16 protein-coding genes are annotated in these 18,140 nt (G+C 65.8%); 7 read left to right on the top strand and 9 right to left on the bottom strand.

The window, feature by feature from the left end; translation table 11 throughout:
- Nucleotides 1–93: 93 nt before the first annotated feature.
- Together IVB54_RS10445 and IVB54_RS10440 are read right to left on the bottom strand one after the other, a co-directional pair.
- Nucleotides 94–1,386 carry an MFS transporter gene (locus tag IVB54_RS10445; protein ID WP_018454302.1) on the bottom strand — a complete coding sequence of 431 codons (1,293 nt, stop codon included), beginning with the start codon at nucleotides 1,384–1,386 and terminating at the stop codon, nucleotides 94–96.
- Between the two features lie 100 nt (nucleotides 1,387–1,486).
- Nucleotides 1,487–3,877, bottom strand: a complete 2,391-nt coding sequence (locus IVB54_RS10440; protein ID WP_247376513.1) for an EAL domain-containing protein — start codon at nucleotides 3,875–3,877, stop codon at nucleotides 1,487–1,489.
- Between the two features lie 349 nt (nucleotides 3,878–4,226).
- Here IVB54_RS10440 and IVB54_RS10435 point away from each other — a divergent pair, with 349 nt between their 5' ends.
- The gene (locus tag IVB54_RS10435) at nucleotides 4,227–5,360 is read left to right on the top strand and encodes an ABC transporter substrate-binding protein (RefSeq protein WP_018454300.1); all 1,134 of its coding nucleotides are present in this window, start codon (nucleotides 4,227–4,229) and stop codon (nucleotides 5,358–5,360) included.
- A 6-nt stretch (nucleotides 5,361–5,366) separates the two neighbouring features.
- On the opposite strand, the gene IVB54_RS10430 is transcribed toward IVB54_RS10435, so the two are convergent.
- Genes IVB54_RS10430 through IVB54_RS10420 form a run of 3 tightly spaced genes read right to left on the bottom strand, consistent with a single transcriptional unit; the run spans nucleotide 5,367 to nucleotide 9,273 of the window.
- Complete coding sequence (locus IVB54_RS10430) at nucleotides 5,367–6,344, bottom strand: hydroxyacid dehydrogenase (protein WP_018454299.1); 978 nt, start codon at nucleotides 6,342–6,344, stop codon at nucleotides 5,367–5,369.
- Nucleotides 6,345–6,356: 12 nt separating this feature from the next.
- Complete coding sequence (locus IVB54_RS10425; RefSeq protein WP_018454298.1) at nucleotides 6,357–8,234, bottom strand: TRAP transporter large permease subunit; 1,878 nt, start codon at nucleotides 8,232–8,234, stop codon at nucleotides 6,357–6,359.
- Between the two features lie 7 nt (nucleotides 8,235–8,241).
- Nucleotides 8,242–9,273 (bottom strand): TRAP transporter substrate-binding protein, encoded by a 1,032-nt coding sequence (locus tag IVB54_RS10420; RefSeq protein WP_085350285.1) that lies wholly within the window; start codon nucleotides 9,271–9,273, stop codon nucleotides 8,242–8,244.
- Between the two features lie 68 nt (nucleotides 9,274–9,341).
- Here IVB54_RS10420 and IVB54_RS10415 point away from each other — a divergent pair, with 68 nt between their 5' ends.
- Both IVB54_RS10415 and IVB54_RS10410 read left to right on the top strand, forming a co-directional pair.
- Complete coding sequence (locus IVB54_RS10415) at nucleotides 9,342–9,656, top strand: hypothetical protein (RefSeq protein WP_026232707.1); 315 nt, start codon at nucleotides 9,342–9,344, stop codon at nucleotides 9,654–9,656.
- Nucleotides 9,657–9,699: 43 nt separating this feature from the next.
- Nucleotides 9,700–11,196, top strand: coding sequence for a caspase family protein (locus tag IVB54_RS10410; protein ID WP_018454295.1), 1,497 nt, complete (start codon nucleotides 9,700–9,702; stop codon nucleotides 11,194–11,196).
- Here IVB54_RS10410 and IVB54_RS10405 read toward each other — a convergent pair.
- Nucleotides 11,190–12,536, bottom strand: coding sequence for an ATP-binding protein (locus IVB54_RS10405; protein ID WP_018454294.1), 1,347 nt, complete (start codon nucleotides 12,534–12,536; stop codon nucleotides 11,190–11,192). The two genes, IVB54_RS10410 and IVB54_RS10405, sit on opposite strands and share 7 nt — an antisense overlap.
- Nucleotides 12,537–12,554: 18 nt before the next feature.
- Nucleotides 12,555–13,265 (bottom strand): response regulator, encoded by a 711-nt coding sequence (locus tag IVB54_RS10400; RefSeq protein ID WP_018454293.1) that lies wholly within the window; start codon nucleotides 13,263–13,265, stop codon nucleotides 12,555–12,557.
- Between the two features lie 171 nt (nucleotides 13,266–13,436).
- Between IVB54_RS10400 and IVB54_RS10395 the strand changes: the two genes are divergently transcribed.
- The 4 genes from IVB54_RS10395 (at nucleotide 13,437) to IVB54_RS10380 (ending at nucleotide 16,228) form a co-directional block, all read left to right on the top strand.
- Nucleotides 13,437–13,766: a hypothetical protein gene (locus IVB54_RS10395; RefSeq protein ID WP_018454292.1), complete on the top strand. Its 330-nt coding sequence runs from the start codon at nucleotides 13,437–13,439 to the stop codon at nucleotides 13,764–13,766.
- A gap of 90 nt (nucleotides 13,767–13,856) precedes the next feature.
- Nucleotides 13,857–14,138, top strand: a complete 282-nt coding sequence (locus IVB54_RS10390) for a hypothetical protein (protein WP_143273231.1) — start codon at nucleotides 13,857–13,859, stop codon at nucleotides 14,136–14,138.
- Nucleotides 14,132–14,398, top strand: coding sequence for a hypothetical protein (locus IVB54_RS10385; RefSeq protein WP_018454291.1), 267 nt, complete (start codon nucleotides 14,132–14,134; stop codon nucleotides 14,396–14,398). Before IVB54_RS10390 ends, IVB54_RS10385 begins: the two co-directional genes overlap by 7 nt.
- Before the next feature lie 162 nt (nucleotides 14,399–14,560).
- On the top strand, nucleotides 14,561–16,228 hold the full coding sequence (locus IVB54_RS10380) for a SulP family inorganic anion transporter (protein WP_018454290.1): 1,668 nt from the start codon (nucleotides 14,561–14,563) through the stop codon (nucleotides 16,226–16,228).
- A 6-nt stretch (nucleotides 16,229–16,234) separates the two neighbouring features.
- Here the strand turns inward: IVB54_RS10380 and IVB54_RS10375 are convergent, their stop codons facing one another.
- Nucleotides 16,235–16,597 carry a hypothetical protein gene (locus tag IVB54_RS10375; RefSeq protein WP_026232706.1) on the bottom strand — a complete coding sequence of 121 codons (363 nt, stop codon included), beginning with the start codon at nucleotides 16,595–16,597 and terminating at the stop codon, nucleotides 16,235–16,237.
- Between the two features lie 50 nt (nucleotides 16,598–16,647).
- The gene (locus tag IVB54_RS10370; RefSeq protein WP_085350292.1) at nucleotides 16,648–18,072 is read right to left on the bottom strand and encodes an FAD-linked oxidase C-terminal domain-containing protein; all 1,425 of its coding nucleotides are present in this window, start codon (nucleotides 18,070–18,072) and stop codon (nucleotides 16,648–16,650) included.
- Between the last annotated feature and the right edge of the window lie 68 nt (nucleotides 18,073–18,140).

Here is an 18,140-nt window from a genome sequence, read left to right as displayed (position 1 = left end):
CAAGTCCTTTTTGCAGTCCCCTCGCACCGCGCCAAGACGCGACATGATTAACATTCCGCGAAAGAAACGAAGGTAATTGGGCGCGCACAGAACCTATTCGGCGCCGGTTTCCACCTGAAGCTTGCCGGCAACGGCGCGCACCTTGCGGGGCGCAGCTTGCCAGATCGAGAGCGCCGACAATCCGCTCACGATGATGGCGACGCCAAAGGCCAGCGTGTAGTCGCCGACCCGATCGTAAAGCAAGCCGGTGACCCAGGGACCGGCAGCGCCGCCGGCCAATGCCGCCAGCATGATCGTGCCGAAAATGCTGCCCTGGTGCTTGCCCTGAAAAATCTCGAACACCACTGCGCCCATGATCGAGGTCAGGCCGTAACCGAGCGCGCCTTGCGTGAACACCATGAGGTAGACCAGCCACAATGACGGCTGGAATTTCAGGGCCATCAGCGCCGCGAAAGAGATCGCAAAACCCGCGCAGCTGATCGCCCACACCCATTCCCGCCCGATCCGGTCGGAGACATGGCCGAGCAGGATCTGGCCGGGAATGCCGAGCAGGCTGACGATGCCGAGTGCCCACACCGCGACACCCGGGCTGAAGCCGATGTCGAGCAGGAATTTGGTCTGGTGCACCTGCACCGCGTACCAGATGTAGAGGCCGCAGAAATAGCCGAGCGCGATCCACCAGAACCGTGTCGTGGCGACCGCTTTCCGGAGTGTCCATTCGGTCCCGGCCCAGACGGGATCGACGACGTTGGAGGCGGGTTTTGCGGCGCCTGCGGCCGGGGCCGCATCGCCGTCAGGCCGAAGGCCGATATCCTCGGGACGTCGATGCAGGAACAGATTGATCGGCGCCAGCACGATCAGGATCATCAGGCCCATCGCCGTGCAGGCGGTGCGCCAGCCGGTCCCTTCGATCATGTGTTGCACCCATGGCAGCAGCGTGACCGAGCCGATGCCGACCCCGGCGAAGGCGATGCCGATGGCGAGGCCGCGCGTGCGGATAAACCAGTTCGGCAGGAACAACGACTGCCCGGAATAGCCGAGACACACCGAACCGGCGCCGACCATGACGCCGATGGTGACATAGAGATGCCATGGCTGGCTCGTGAGCGGCGCGAGCAGCAATCCGCCGCCCATCAGAACGACGCCGAGCTCCATCACCGCGCGCGGGCCGGCGCGGTCCATCAGCCGGCCGATCAGCGGGCTGACCATGCCCGACACCACGAAGCCGAAGGAGAAGGCGCCCGCGGTGACGCCGCGCTCCCAGCCGAATTCGGAGATGATGGGAGGGAAGAACAGCGAGAAGGCGGTGCGCGCGTTGACGCCGATGGCCATGGTGACGAAGGTCACCGCGACCACGACCCAGCCGTAGAAGAACGGAAGCCGCATTGTGTGTTTCATCCCTGGACGGTCCTTCCGACCATCCAGGACTGCCCGGGTCAAGCGCTTTTCGCGCATGCCTCATTGAGCGATCCTTGGGCGGCCGCCCTCAGGCCGCGTCGCGTTGCGACGATTTGGCGGGCGCGTCGAACAGGATCCGTTCGATCGGCTGCGGGCGGCCGAACAGATAGCCTTGCGCGAAATTGACGCCGAGCGCCTTCAGCCGCTCGTACTCCTCGCGGGTCTCGACGCCCTCGGCGGTGACCGACATGTCCAGCCCGCGCGCCAACGTCACGATCGAGGAGATGATGGCGGAGCTGCGCGGCTGATGCGTGAGGTTCCGGATGAACGATTTGTCGATCTTGATCTTGTCGAACGGGAAAGCGGTCAGATAGCTGAGCGACGAATAGCCGGTGCCGAAATCGTCGAGTGCGAGCGCGATGCCGATGCTCTTCAGCCGCTCCATGAAGGCGTGGTTCTCGACGCCACGCTCCAGCAGCACGGATTCCGTGATCTCGATCTCCAGCCGCGGCGGCGGCAATCCGGAATCGGCGAGCGCCGCGCTGATCATCTCGAACAGCTCGGCCTCCTTGAACTGGATCGGCGACAGGTTGACGGCGACCGCAAGATCGGACGGCCAGCCGGCCGCGTCCGCGCAGGCGCGCCGCAGCACAAACTCGCCGAGCGGCACGATCAGCCCGGTCTCCTCCGCAAGCGGGATGAACTGGTCCGGCGCAATCAAGCCGCGCGTCGGATGCCGCCAGCGCACCAACGCCTCGAAGCCGCGCCGCGTGCCGCTGAGGGCGTCGACGAACGGCTGGTAGTGCACCTCGAGCTGGCACCGCGCGATGGCGTCGCGCAGATCGCCTTCCAGCGTGCTGCGCGCCTCGAGCTCGGCCGACATCGCCTTGTCGTAGATGGTGAAGCAGTTGCGGCCCGACGATTTCGAGCGGTAGAGCGCCAGGTCCGCCTTCTTCAGCAGCTGCTCCTGATCGCTGCCATGATCGGGCGCGATCGCAATGCCGATGCTGGTACCGATCTCGACGCGGTGTCCGGGAAGAAGGAACGGCTCGGCCACGAGCTTGGCGATCCGCCCCGCCAGTTCGGTCGAGCAGACGCGCTGATCCTCGCAAGCTTCCTGGATGATGGCGAATTCGTCGCCGCCGAGCCGGGCCAGCACGTCGCTGGTGCGCAAAGCGGATTTCAGCCGCTGTGCGACCTGACGCAGCAGCGCATCGCCGGCACCGTGACCGAGCGAGTCGTTGACGTTCTTGAAGCGGTCGAGGTCGAGCATCAGGATCGAGAAGGTCGGACCGGCGTCCTTCAAACGGCCCTTGAGCTCGTCGAGCCGGGCCAGGAAGAAAGCGCGGTTCGGCAATCCGGTCAGGATGTCGGTCTGGGCGAGTTCGAGCACCCGCCGGTTCGCCAGTGACAGCCGCTGCGAATTGCGGGTTGCGAGCATGAGATAGGTCGAAAGCGACAGCGTCAGCAGCATGCCGACGATCAGCACCGCACCCGCGCGATCGTAAGTCGTCTCCAGCGGACCGCCGGCAGCCGGAACCGCCCGCACCTGCCAATCGGTGTCGCCGATCTTGAGATTGCCCGACCAGTGCAGGGCTAGCGCGACGTCCCGCATCGTCTGCGGCGCCGTCGCGGCCGACGAGTAATCCGGCAGCATTTGCTCCAGGCCGACGATCTGACCCGCGAACGGCGGATAGACGTTGACGCTGACCGCGGGGCTTGCCCCGGTGGTCACGCGAATGGACTGGATCAGCAGCGGCAGGTCGAAGACGCCGACGACGAAGCCGGCGAGATTGCGGCGCCGGTCCACGACCGCGTCGCGCGACGTTCCCTTGGCGTAGACGGGAATGGCGACGAGGACGTCGGGCAACCGGCCGCCCTCCTTCGGCTCGTAGAGGCGGGTGCGAATGGCCCCTATCCGGTCGGTGTCGCGCGCGCGCTCGAGGACCGCGCGGCGCTCCGGAACGGTCGCGTAGTCCATTCCGTAGACTGGAGACGTCTTCGGCTGGGTCGAGTAGAACACCGGAAAATATTCGTCGCTCTGCGGCGCGGTCGCGAACGCATCGCCCTGGAGCGACTTGATGCGATAGCCGGACACGCCGTCCGTGATCGCCGCGGCCTCGTATTCGGCGCGCTCCTTGCGGTTCACCCGCGGCACCCAGGAGATGCGCAGCATGCCGGGATGGCGCTCGAACAGGCGGGCGCTGAAGGTCTCGAATTCGCTGCGGGTGATCTCCTGATTGGTCGATTCGAACAGCGTGCGCAGCGCGACGAGCCTGGAGATGTACTCGCTCATGCCGTTCTGCATGACGATCACTTCGGTCTCGGCCGCGTTCTCGAACTCGATCTTGTTGACGCGGCCTTCCCATCGCGCCACGGCGGCTGCAGCCACGACCGAGAACAGAAGACCGACGCCGACTGCGACGAGCGCAGGGCGATAGAGCCCGAGCAGCGGCGCGGCACGCCACCATCCGGTCATACGCCCCCGATCCTGATCGTTCTGATCCCGACCGCCCATTCCAAAAACCGCCGTCCCCTGTCCCGCTCAACCGAACCTCTGGTTGAGCCGCCGGAGCCACTATCGGAACAGGACCGCGGTTAAGAACTGCACAATTTCGGAACCCGGCTTTTCCGCATTACCCGGTTTAGTTAATGAAGTGCAGGATGATGCGGGCTCTGTCGAAGCAAGTTGCCGGTTTTCCCCGGAGTAGTACGGAGCCGTCGATACATCGCCGATTCATCCCGTGGCGATAGCTTTCACGAAGCTACTCACCGCACCCAGCAAGACTTTTCTGATGTATCGATCTCGATCTGCGACATGCATCGTCATGACCGTCGCCGTCCTGGCAGCAATCATGCTGCCGGCGAAAGCCGACGAGATCGGCGTCAGCGAGGATGCGATCCTGTTCGGCCAAGCCGCAGCGCTCGAGGGTCCCTCCTCCACACTCGGACAGCGCATGCGGCAGGGCATTGTCGCAGCCTTCACCGAGATCAACGCCAAAGGCGGCGTCCACGGCCGCAAGCTCCAGCTCATCAGCCGTGACGACGGCTACGACCCCGACCGCTCGCTGGCGCAGACGCTGCGGCTGATCGAGGACGAGAAGGTGTTCGCGCTGATCGGCGCGGTGGGCACGCCGACCGCGGTGGCGACGATACCGATCACCAGCGCCAGGAACGTGCCCTTCATCGGTCCCTTCAGCGGCGCTGAATTCTTGCGCGACTTCGAGCTTGCGAACGTGGTCAACATCCGTGCAAGCTATGGCGCCGAGGCCGAGGCGTGGGTCAAGCATCTCACCGAGGATCGCCATTTCACCCGCATCGCCATTTTCTACCAGGACGACTCGTTCGGGCGCGACGGTCTTTCCGGCGTGAAGCGCGCGCTTGCCAGGCGCGGCCTCGAGCTCGCCGCCGAAGGCACCTTCGAGCGCAACACCCGCGCCGTCGCGTCGGCCTGGCGCACGATCAAGCGCGTCGAACCCGAGGCGATCGTCATGGTCGGGACCTACGGTCCCTGCGCCGAGTTCATCAAGCTCGCGCACCGCAGCGGCGCCAATCCGACCTTCGTCAACATCTCCTTTGTCGGCGCCGTTGCGCTCGCCAAGGAGCTCGGCCCCGAGGGCGAAGGCGTCGTCGTCACGCAGGTCGTGCCGTTTCCCTGGGACCGCTCGCTTAAGCTGGTCGCCGACTACCAGGCGGCGCAGACGGCGTTCGACCCGGCGCTGACACCGAATTTCGTGGCGCTCGAAGGCTATATCGCCGGCCGTCTCGCGGCCGCGGCGCTGGAACAAGCCGGACCGCAACCGACGCGCGCGAGCCTGCTGCGCACCATCAACGATGTCGGCCGCTTCGACATCAGCGGCAGCACCATCACCGTCGGCATGCGCATGCTCGACGCGCCGCCGAAGGTGTTTTTGACGGTGATCCAGAAGGACGGGACGTTCAAAGCTGTGGACCGGCTATAGAGCAGATCACGGCCGCCGCGTCCAGCGGTCGGCGTTGACGGCGCCTTGCGGGATCTCGCCTTTGACGATCGCTTCGACCTGCCGCACGGTTTCCAGCGACTGATATTCGATCGCCTGCGGCGTCAGGCCGCCGACATGGGGCGTGGCGATGACGTTGGGAAGCTTCGCAAGCTCCGGGCTTGGCATCTGGTCGGGCGCGCGGCCCACATCCATCGCGGCACCCGCGATTCGATTTTCAAGCAACGCCTTCGCCAGCGCCGCTTCGTCGACCAGGTTGCCGCGGGAGAGATTGATGAAGACCGCATGCTTCTGCATCCGCGCCAGCGCCGCCTCGCCGATCAGATTTTCGGTCTGCTCGTTGGCGATGGCAAGGCAGACGACATAGTCGGACGCGGCGAGGAGCTCGTCGAGGCTGACCTGCCGGATGGCACCGTCGGTCACGGTCGCAAAGGGATCTGCGACCAGCACTTCCATGCGCATCACCTTGGCGATTTCCCCGAGATAGCGCCCGATGCTGCCATAGCCAATGATGCCGATCTTGCTGCCGGCGAGTTGACGGCCCATCCGCGCTTCCGGCTTGCGGCCGGCGTGATAATCGGCCGTCGCTCGCGATACGCCGCGGGAGAGATCGACCATGAAGCCAACCGCGAGCTCGGCAACGGCTTGCACGAAGCCAGGCCCGGCGCGGGTCACGAGCACGCCGGCGTTCGAGGCCGCCTCGACATCGACGTTGCGGATGTCGACGGCGCAGCGGACGAAGGCGCGCAGGCGCGGCAGTTGCGCAAAGATCTCGCCGCGTCCCTCGGTCATGCGATCGGCCACGATGATGTCGACATCTTGCGCAGCGCGCACGAGGCTGGCTGAGACCAGCGTCTCATCGCTCTCGTGCAGGATCACCTCGGCGGTCGCGCGCAAGCCGTTCAGGCTGCGATCGCCGTAGTAATTGCGGCGCATCTCCGGCGTGTGGGCCAGCAGGACTTTCACGGCGATACTCCCTCAATAGCCGAACGCGCGCGGCAATGCCGTGCTGAGCCATGGCACGAACGCGATCACGAGCAGGCAAAGGAACAACAGGCCGAGATAGCCCATGATCGGCTTCACCGTCTGCTCGATCGGCACATTGCCGATCAGGCAGGCGCCGTAAAGCCCGAGCCCGAGCGGCGGCGCGAACAGGCCGATGCCCATCGCGATCACAAGCACCACCCCGAAATGCAGGGGATCGATGCCGAGCTGCACGGCCACCGGCAGCAGCAGCGGCCCGAAGATGATCAGCGCGGCCGCCCCCTCCAGCACCGAGCCCATCACGATCAGCACGCCGATCGCGAGCAGGATGAACAGCCAGGTGCCGCTGGTCTTGGACAATCCCAGCATGAAATCGCCGACCGCATGCGGCACCTGCTGCAGGGTCAGCGTGAACGCCAGCGATTGCGCTGCGGCAACGATGAACAGCACGAGCCCCGCGCGCGTCGCTCCCTGGACGAAGCTGTGCGCAGCCGATGTGAAGCTGAGTTCGCGGAACACCACGCTGCCGACGACGAGTGCATAAGCCACGGCGAAGGCCGAGATTTCCGTGGCGGTGGCAAAGCCGCTCTTGAAGCCGAAGAAGATCATGAAGATCAGGCCGAACGAGGCGATCGCGCCGCTCCACAGGCCCGACACCGGCATCTGCGGCGCGATGACCTCGGCATCAGCTGGAGACTCAGTTGGAGTCTCAATTGGAGTCTTGCCGAAGATGATGGAGACGGCGATCAAGGCCAGCGCCATCAGCGCCGCGGGCAACAGCCCTGCGACGAACAGACCACCGATCGACAGGTTCGCGACGAAGCCCAGGATGATCAGGTTGATGCAGGGCGGAATAGTCTCCGCCATCACCGCGGAGGCTGCGAGCAGCGCCACGGCGCCGCCCGGATTCTGCTTGGAGCGGCGCGCGGCCGGAATCAGCACGGAGCCGACCGCGGCGACGTCGGCCATCTTCGAGCCGGAAATGCCGGAGAACAGCACCATCGAGGCCACCATCACGACGTTCAAACCGCCGCGCATGCGGCCGACCCCGCGCTGCAACAGCTCGATCAGCCGCACCGACATGCCGTTGGCTTCCATGAGGTAGCCGACGAGAATGAAGAACGGAATCGCGAGCAGCACGAAATTGTCGATGCCGCGCGCCATCTGCTGGGCGAAGATCACGCCGGGCAGCGCGCCCTCGACCCAGATGAAGATCAGCGCGGCCAGCGCCAGTGCAAAGCCGATCGGCAAGCCACCGACCAACGTCGCAAAGAAACCGATCAGCATCAGCGTGCCCGCCGACGGCACCGTGGCGGGCGACAGATAATCCCAGGCGAGATAAAGGCCGGTCACGACGGCAATCGCGACGAGGCCTCTGACGATGTCAGGGAGCGGCCTGGCGCAGAGCTGGTCGATCGCAAACACCGTCATGAACAGCGCGCCGGCGCCCATCGGGTAGAAGGTCAGCTCCAGCGGCAGGCCGGATCCGGTGGTCTGGCCCGCCGTCAGCGAGCCGAGCTTGATGGCGTTGTAGGCGACGTAGCCCGAAATCAGCACCACCAGCAGCGCGCTCGCGGCGTCGACCAGCGCGCGCAGCCGTACCGGAGCCAGATCGCGGAAGAAAGAGACGCCGACATTCTCGCCGCGCGCGAGCGCGCTCGCCGCGCCGAAGAAGGCCGATCCGACCATCAGTCCGCGCGCGACGTCGTCGGACCACTCCACCGGCGCGTTGAAGCAGAAGCGCAGCAGCACGGAACCGCAGACGACGACGAGATCCGTGGCCAGCAGGATGGCCGCGATCGCGTCGCTGAAGCGAAGCAGCAGGGCGATGCTCCCGTGGCGGCCGCCCGAGAGAGGTACGGCAGCTGTCATTGCCACGTCAGGCCTGCGTGGCGCGGATGATGTCGATCACGGCCTTGGATTCCGGCCGCGCCTTCATGAAGTTCTCGATCTGCGGCGCGACGCGCTTTTTGAACGCCTCGCGGTCGCATTCGGCCACCGTCACGCCCTTTTCGGTCAAGGCCGACAGCGCTTCCTTCTCGACGGCGAGCCCGTGGGTCCGCGTGTCGGCCGCAGCCTTCTTCGCGGCATCGAGAAATCCCTCGCGCAGCTTCGGATCCATGCGATTGTAGGTCGTGTCGCTGAAATAGATCGCGAGCGGCGAGAAATTGTGCTGCGTCAATGCATAGAATTTCGCCGTTTCGAAGAACTTGCTGGCCAGGATGGTCGGCGGGTCGTGCTCTAGCCCGTCCAGCACGCCGGCCTGCAATGCCGTGTAGATTTCGCCGAACGCCAGCGGCGTCGCGGCGGCTCCCATCAGGCGCAGGCATTCCGTGATGACGGGATTTGGCAGCGTGCGGATCTTGAGACCGGCGAGATCTTCCGGCGTCTTCACCGGCTTCCTCGCAAGTACGCTGCGTGAACCGAAATTATAGGCCCAGGCGATGATGCGGATGTTGCTGCCCTTGAGCAGCGCGTCCTCGATCGGCTTGGCCGCGCCAGCGTCGAACGCCTTGGTCTGCTGCGGAAAGCTCGAGAACAGAAAGCCGAGGTCGTAGGTGCCGACCAGCGGCACCAGATTCGCCGAGATCGAGGAGCCCGACACCATGAGGTCGATGACGCCGAGCTTCACTGAGTTGATGACGTCGATTTCCTGACCCAATTGGTTGTCGGGAAAGAACGCGACCTCGACCTGCTCACCGAGGCCGTTCGCCTTCAGGTTCTTCACCAGATTGTCGTAGTAGACCCGGCCGTTGGCGAATTTGGGATCGTTCGGCAGCGACGAGGAGCATTTCAGCTTCAGCGTCGCGGCTTCGGCGCGGCCGATGAGTGCGGGGGAAAGCACGAGGCCGGCAGCAAGTCCCGTCGACGACTTGATGAACGCGCGACGGTTCACGGGCACGATGGACATAATGCGGTTTCTCCCCAATTATTGTTTTTCGAGCAACGGTCGTTGCCGCAGCCCGTTGCGCGGACTGTATGGCCAAAGCGACGGCGCAGGCAAGGCTTGCGGCCGGCCGTTGCAAAGCGGCGTGTCGCGAGGATCAACGGCATCAGCGCGCGGCAAAACAGCCATGTTTTTGCGGGATTCTCGATCAGATCGGCATGGGGCCGATGCGCGAGAAGATGCTTTCGCGCAGCGTTGGGCATCGATCCAATTGGCGCATGGATCAATGCGCAATTCACATGGATGGCGCCAGAACGATGCCGCACCAGCTCTGGCAGACCTTCTGCCCCATTTTGCCGCAGCTCAACGTGATCCAGTGCACAGACAGACGCATGGCGGCCACCTAGAAAAGGTGACATCATCGCGCGCATTGCCGATGGAGGTGACACCATGCGCCGTCCAGTCTTTCGCAATTTGTTTCTTGCATCCGCTCTTCTCGCGCTCACGCAATTGACGATGCCGACGGGGGCCGCGGCCGAAGCGCGGCTCGCACTGGTGATCGGCCAATCGGCCTATCGCACCGTGCCGGAACTCCCCAACGCAGCCAACGACGCCAAGGGCATGACGGAGCTGCTCGGCAATGCCGGCTTCACCGTCACCACGGCATCCAATCTGGCGCAAAACGATATGCGTCAGGCGATCTCGGATTTCGCCGGCAAGGTCAGCGCCAGCGGCGCCGACACCGTCGCGCTGGTGTTCTATGCCGGCCACGGCCTCCAGATCGACGGCGAGAACTATCTCGTTCCCGTCGATCTCGACCCCAAGCGCGAAGCCGACATTCCGCTGCAGGGTGTGCGACTGAACGATTTGCTCAACACGCTCGGCGCACTGCCGACGCGGGCGCGCATCTTCATGCTCGATGCCTGCCGCAACAATCCCTTCCCTGCGCTCAGCGGCGCCGGACACGGGCTTGCGATCGTCGACACCAAGGCCGGCGCGCCGGGCTCCTTCATTTCCTATTCGACCTCGCCGGGCTCCGAAGCCGAGGATGGCTCCGGCATCGACAGCCCCTATACCACCGCGGCGCTGACCGTCGCCAAGCAGCCCAATCTGCCGATCGAGGAAGTGTTCAAGCGCATTCGCGTCGCCGTGGCGCAATCGACCGACGGACGCCAGATCCCCTGGGAAAGCTCGTCGCTGACGACTGACTTCAAGTTCTTCGGCGGCGACAGCAGCGGCAGTCAGACTGCGCTTCCTGGCGCATCCTCCATGGCACTTGCGAGCGGCACGCGCAGCCTCGAGGACTGGCGCAAGGATTTGCAGGGCAAGCCGGCCATGGTCGCCTATGAGATAGTGATCACCGACGACACCGTGCCGGCGTATCAGGCCTATATCGAGTTGTACGCTCAGGATACCCGTACGCCGCGGCTGCGCACGATTGTGGAGCGCCGGCGCCAGATGCTGGCGTGGGAGCGCGCCACCGCGATCAACACCCGCGCCTCGTTCGAGGCGTATCTGGCGAACTGGGACAACAGCGATCTGGCCGCGACCGCACGCCGGCTGCTGCTCCGCGTGCAGAACCGCAACTACGTCTTGCCTGCCGCGGTCGCGGCCGCTCCTGCCCCGGTCGCCGTCGCGATGGCCCCGACCTGCCCGTGCTCGACGCCCACACCACCGGCTTCGCCGATCAACCCGACGATCGCGCCTGTGATCAAGAAGCGCGTCGACGACACACCGCCGAAGCGCAAGGTGGTCGACACGCCGCCCAGGCCGCGCCGGCCGCCGCCTGATGAGGTGATCTACGAGCGCGCGCCGCCACCGGATCGCGGCCCGCCGCCAGAAGCCTTAGGTGTCGGAATAGGCATCGGAATTGGCATGGGCATGGGCGGTCGAGGCGGCAACTACGGCGGCCCGGGACACGGCGATGGCTACCGCAGCCGTTACTGAGACCGCTCGCGCGGCAGCCGGACGCGGACACGGGTGCCGCCACCGGGACGATCCTCAATGGCGACCGTGCCGCCGTTGCTTTCGACAACTTGCCTCACGATTGTGAGTCCCAATCCTGCGCCGCCGCTCTCGCGGCTGCGCGAGGTCTCCAGCCGGTAGAATGGATCGAATACGCGGGTGCGTTCGTCAACCGGGATTCCCGGCCCGCGGTCCTCGACCAGGAGTTCGATCACATCGGTCTCGGCGTACAACGAGATGTCCGCGGCGCCACCATAGAGGATCGCGTTGTTGACGAGATTGGCAACGACCCGAGCCATGCCCGCAGCCGAGCCGCGGATGAGGAGAGCCGGATCTTCGCAGGTGAGCGTCAGCGCTGCGCAGGCGCCCTTGCGCGCTTCGTACTCGGTCCGCGCGACGCGGGCAAGATCGACGGTTTCCGCCGACGGGCCTGCGAACGAGGCGCGGACAAAGGCGAGCGCATCATCCATCAGCGATTGCATGTCGTCGAGATCGACGGTTGCCTTGTCCCGCTGCACGCTTTCGGGCAGCAGCTCGAGACGTAGCCGCAGCCGCGTGACATAAGTGCGCAGATCATGGCTGATCGCGCCGAGCACGAGGGTGCGGCTGCGCAGCAGTTCGGCGATGTTCGCCTGCATGGCGTTGACGGCGCGGATCAGCGCCCGGACGTCGGGAGCACCCCGCTCGCTGACCGGCATGGTCTCCATGGCAGCGCCGAAGCGCTCGATGGCGACGGTCAACTCGGACAGCGGCCTGGTCTCGTGGCGGACCGCGAGCAAGGCCGCCAAAGCGACGACGAAGCCGAGAATTCCGGCCAGCAGGCCGACAGGAATGCCGAGCAGGCGAAGGCTGAGCTCACCTGCGGTCTCGATCACCAGATAGCCGCCGCCAGCAAGTTCAATGACAGCTTGCAGGCGCGAGGTGACGAGATCACGCAAGCGGGCCACCTGTTGGCCGTCCCTGACGTTGACGAAGGACAGTGCGACCAGCCGCTCCGCTGGCACACCGCTCAGCGCGCGCAACCGTTGCTCCGCGCTGCCCAGGAAACGGCCATGCAACGGGTTGGGCGGCACGTCCTGACGCACGACCGGCTTAAATCGCGCCGTCGTGGCCGCGCGCAGCACCAGGTCGCGATCGTCGCGCGGGACCCTGTCGATCGCCTCCGCCAAGGCGGCGACCTGCGCGAGCAAAGCGGCAAATCCGGACGGCTCGCCGCGGCCGCGCTGCTCCACCAAATAGATGGCGACCGACAGCAACTGCACGAGAATGATGGCGCCGACGACGATAAGGCCGAGGCGGGCGGCGATGTGAAGCCTGCTCATTCCGCACAGGCTCCGTGCTCAGAGCGGGCGAACGTCAGCACTGAAGAGATAGCCGCCATTGCGCACGGTCCTGATCGAGAACGCAGCCTTGGGATCCGCGGCGACGAGCTTGCGGCGCAGCCGGCTAACCGACACGTCAATGACGCGGTCGAACGGATCCGCGGTCCGGCCGCGTGTCCAGTCGAGCAACTGGTCGCGGGACAGCACCCGCTTGGGCCGTTCGAGGAAACATGCCAGCAGATCAAACTCCGCTGCCGTCAACTCGACGACACGGTTCTGGTCGTTGGTCAGGCTGCGCCCGTCGAGATCGGCCACCAGCCTGCCGAAAGCAATTCGCCGCGGCGGCGGCATCTGCAGCGGGCCGTCCACACGCCGCAAGACGGCCTTGATGCGCGCCAGCAATTCCCGAGGATTGAAAGGCTTCGGCAGATAATCGTCGGCGCCGAGCTCCAGGCCGATGATGCGGTCGACATCGTCGGCCTTGGCCGTCAGCATCAGGATCGGCGTGCGGCTCTTGCTGCGCAGGCGCTGGCAGATCGACAGTCCGTCCTCGCCCGGCAGCATGATGTCAAGCACGATGAGATCCGGGCATGCCTGCATCAGCGCCCGGTCCATCGCCGCGCCGTTCTCGACGCAAACCGGCGCATAGCCCTCCCGCGTCAGCAGGTCCGCCAAGAGCGCGCGGATCTCGCGGTCGTCCTCCACGATCATGATCGTCCGAGTGTCCATCGCGGCCTCTATCGAGCAGCCCGCTGGCAGGAATGTGGCGACCCCGTCACTCGTTACAAAACGTTACACTTCCGGCCTCGCCGGCAATATCACGGCAAAAGATCGAGGCGAGATTGGCCCCATGCGGCGACCGGTCTCGTTCCGGCGCGTCCTCACAAACAGGAGTATCCGATGAAACCCATTCTGGCTTCGCTATCACTCGCAACGGTGCTGGCCCTCACGGGAGCCTCCGGTGCAAACGCCTGGGTTCGCAGCGGCGGCGTCACGACTTGGCGAGGTACCTACTACGGCAGCGCCAGCGGCGGATGCGCCGGCGGAACCTGCTCGCGTTCGGCTTCGGTGACGGGACCTTATGGCGGCACGATCGCACGCAGCGGCAGCATCACGCGCGTCGCTCCGCATGCATTCGACTACACGCGCACCACGACGGGTCCGAACGGCAACAGCGTGACGCGCAGCGGCACGGTCGGGACTCATCCCTATTACGGATACCGGTACTGACCCTCGCGCCGCACGACCGTGAATTCCGGCCGGGGTCAGAACACTGGCCGCGGACTGCCTTCCTCCACCTTGCAAGCATGGATATCTCGAATGCGACGATTGACGATCTTGGCGTCGGCCGCGGCAGCCGCACTGGCCGCAGGTTCGACCGCGCTAGCCTTCACCCCCAGCCCTCACCCCGGCATGTCCGACGGCCTCACCGAAGTCAGCGGCGGCTGCGGACCCGGCTGGCACCTGACGGCCAACGGCCTGTGCCGGCGGACCATCGTGCCCTACGCCCATCCACCCTATGCCTATGCGGCGCCTCCCTATCCTGGGGCCTGTTGGTGGACCAGCACGCCATTCGGCGTGCGGAGGGTCTGCGCATGGTGAGACCTGTACAGCTACGGGAGCTGCGACGCGCGATCGCGGCCATCATCGCCGCGTTGGTCGCGATATCGTCCGCGGGCGCCGCGTCCGCCCAGCAACCGCGACAGGAGATACGCCAAGCGTGCACCGCGGACATGCGCGCGCTGTGCTCCGGCATCATGCCGGGAGGCGGCCGCGTCAAGCAGTGCATGATCGAGCATTTCAACCAGCTGTCGGATGGCTGCAAGAGCGCGCTGAAGCAGGCGCAGGCGTCGAAGCCATAGGGCGTGCCTCGCGGGAGTGCGCGTGGGGCTCGCAGACGCGATAAGTGCCGCGAGCCCTGCGGTGTCGCACGATATACAGGCGAGGCCGGCAACCCCATGTTTGCCGACGACCGGCAGCTGTGGTCTGGTCGACCAACGGAACACTTCGGGGATTCGCTGCTGATGGCGCAGGACGCTCACACCGCAACATCATGGCCGCTGTTTCGCTCACTCGCGTCCTATTCGCTGCCGGGCGATTTGATGGCCGGCCTGACGCTCGCGGCAATCGCGATCCCAGAGCAGATGGCCACGGCGCGGCTCGGCGGCTTCGCGCCGCAGATCGGCTTCTTCGCCTTCATGGCGGGATCGCTCGGCTTTGCGATGCTCGGCGGAAACCGCTTCCTGTCCTGCGGCGCCGATTCCACGATCACGCCGATCTTCGCCGGCGGGCTGGCGGCGCTGGCCGCCGCCGGCTCGCCTGAGTATCAGGGCCTCGCGATCGCGCTGGCACTGATGGTCGGCGCAATGATGCTGGCCGGCGGCGCCTTCCGCCTCGGCGGCATCGCCAATCTCTTGTCCGTGCCCGTCATGGTCGGTTTCCTCGCCGGCATCTCCGTCCACATCATCGTGTCGCAATTACCGGGCGTGCTGGGCCTGGACTCGCCGAACGGGCCGACGCTCGATCGCATCGGTGTGCTCGCAAGCGAGCTCGGCCGCACCAATCCCTTCACGCTATGCATCGGCTTCGGTGTGCTGGCCGTGGTCTTCGTCGCCGAGAAGATCAGCGCAAAAATTCCGGGCGCGCTGATCGGGCTCGTCGCCGCGACCCTGGCCACGATCGCGCTCGGCCTCGAGAGCAAGGGCGTCAATGTCGTAGGCCTCGTGCCGGGGACGCTGCCGCGGCCGACCTTCCCCGAGCTTGCACCGGAGCAATGGGTCCGCCTCGTGCCGCTCGCCTTTGTCATCACGGTCGTGGTGATGGTGCAGACCGCGGCGACGACGCGCTCATTCCCGTCCGATCCCGACAAGCCGGCCGATGTCGATCGCGATTTTCTCGGCGCGGGCGTAGGCTGCGTACTGTCGGGCCTGTTCGGCGCGTTTCCGGTCAACGCCAGCCCGCCGCGGACGGGCATTGTCGCCGAGACCGGCGGACAATCGCAGCTCGCGGGTCTCGCCGCCGCTGCGATCGTGCTGGCGCTGCTCGCGTTTGGAACGGGATTGCTGCAGCACGTTCCAGACGCAGCCCTCGGCGGCATCCTGCTGTTCGTCGCGCTGCGCATCATCCGCGTGAAGCAGATCGTCACGATCTATCGCCAATCCCCCAGCGAATTCCTGCTGATCGCCGCCACCGCCGCGCTGATCATCGTGCTGCCGATCCAGCAAGGCGCGTTCCTCGGCATCGTGCTGTCGCTGCTGCACGGCATCTGGAGCACGACGCGCGCGCGGCTGGTCGAGTTCGAGCGCGTGCCGGGCACCACGATCTGGTGGCCGGCACATCCGCACATCGCCGGCGAGCGCATCGCCGGCGTCGCCGTGCTCGGGCTGCAGGCGCCGCTGTCCTTCCTCAACGCGCCCGGCTTTCGCAGCGACGTGATCAAGGTGCTCGGCACGATGCCGCCACAGCTGCTGGTGCTGGAGGCGAGCGGCATGGTCGAGATCGACTTCACCGCCGCGCAGATCCTGCTGGACGTGTTCAGGGCGTGCAGCGAACAGGGCGTCACCGTCGCGCTGGCCCGGCTGGAATCAGTGCGCGCGCAGGACGCGTTCGAGCGGTTTAGATTGTTCGACGCCCTGCCGAGAGAGCGTGTCTTCCACAGCGTCGACGAGGCCGTGCGGAAGTTGGCGCGATAACTGGGCTCACTGCGCCAATGGCGGGTGATCGCGCTGGATCGTTTCGCGGATCCAGCTGGCATGGATCGCGCGAAACAGGATTTGCGCCGTCTTGAGGTCGTTCGCCTTCATGCAGAGATCGACGATGCGACGGACTGCGTCGTCGCGCATCAGTCCATCCGAGATCTTCATCGCGATTTCCATCGCGACTTTCGCCGCGCGCTCGTAGCGCTCGCTGTCGCGCTTGTCGCTGCGCGCGCTACCTGCCGCGCTCGCCGCAGCGGCGTCACAGATCGCACGGATGCGCTCGGCGGCCTCGATGTCGCCGAGCGGCCGTTCGATCGCTTCGTCCCAGACGTCCTGACGCGTCTTGCGCGCGAACCACTGCATTGCCTGCTCCGTGGTGAGGGAGCGAGCATAAACGGCGGCCACGCCGCGCGCTACGCCTCCGGTACGATCTTCCCGGGATTGAAGATGTTCTGCGGATCGAGCGCCTTTTTCAGCGCCCGCATCGCGTCGATCGCCTCGGGGCCGAGCTCCGCCTTGAGGTATTTCTGCTTGCCCTGACCGATGCCGTGCTCGCCGGTGCAGGTGCCGTCCATCGCCTGCGCGCGCTCGACCAGCCGATGCATGAACTCCTCGCCGCGCGCCATCTCGTCGGCATCGTTGGTGTCGCAGACCAGCGAGCAGTGGAAATTGCCGTCGCCGACATGGCCGACGATCGGCGACAACAGGTTGAGGCGCTTGAGATCTTCCTCGGTCTCGCCGACGCATTCGGCAAGCCGCGAGATCGGCACGCAGACGTCGGTCGCGACCACCCCGATGCTGTCGCCGGGCCGCAGCGCTTTCACCGACCAATAGGCGTCGTGCCGCGCCTGCCACAGCTTTGTGCGATCCTCCGGCTTGGTGGTCCAGGAGAAGTCGCCGCCGCCGCAATCCCTGGCGATCTCGCCGAAGGCCTTGGACTGTTCGGCGACCTCGATCTCGCTGCCGTGGAATTCCATCAGCAGCAGCGGCGTTTCGGGCAGGGTCAACTTCGAATAGGCGTTGCAGGCCCGCACCTGCGCGGCGTTGAGCAGCTCGATGCGCGCCACGGGAATGCCGGTCTGGATCGCCAGGATCACGGCCTGACACGCCCCGTGCACGGTCTCGAACGACACCGCTCCGGCCGCGATCGTATCGGGGATGCCGCGCAGGCGGATGGTCAGCTCCGAGATGATGCCGAGCGTGCCCTCGGCGCCGACGAACAGATGCGTCAGGTCGTAGCCGGCGGATGATTTCTTCGCACGCGTGCCGGTCGTGATGATCTCGCCGTCGCCGCGGACCACTTTCAGCGCCAGCACACTGTCGCGCATGGTGCCGTAGCGCACCGCATTGGTGCCGGAAGCGCGGGTCGAGGCCATGCCACCGAGGGAAGCGTCCGCGCCGGGGTCGATCGGGAAGAACAGGCCCTGGTCGCGCAGATGCTCGTTGAGCGCCTTGCGGGTCACCCCGGGCTGGATCACGCAGTCGAGGTCCTCGGCATGCACCGCGAGCACCTTGTTCATGTCGCGCAGGTCGATGCAAATTCCGCCGGCGGGTGCGTTGACCTGGCCCTCGAGCGAGGTGCCGGTGCCGAAGGCGATGACAGGCACGCCGTTTTTCGCGCAGATCCGCACCACGTCCTGGATGTCGGCAGTCTCCTGCGCCATCACCACGCCGTCCGGCGGCTGGTTCACGATCCATGTGGTGGTATGGCCGTGCTGCTCGCGGACGGCTTGCGAGGTGATGAGGCGGTTGCCGAACCGCGCGGCAAGTTGCTCCAGCGCGCTCGCGAGGGCTTTCGGCGCCGGCCGCGGCGGATTATTGGTGATGGTCGTACCCACGGACGTTCCTCCCGACGAGACGAACCGTGGCAAAGGACATCTCACCGGTCAAGTCAAGCGACCGGACG

Source organism: Bradyrhizobium sp. CW1 (assembly GCF_023100665.1).
GTDB lineage: Bacteria > Pseudomonadota > Alphaproteobacteria > Rhizobiales > Xanthobacteraceae > Bradyrhizobium > Bradyrhizobium canariense_D.
The sequence above is the reverse complement of the archived record's forward strand: the minus strand, read 5'-3'. Positions and strand labels throughout refer to the sequence as shown.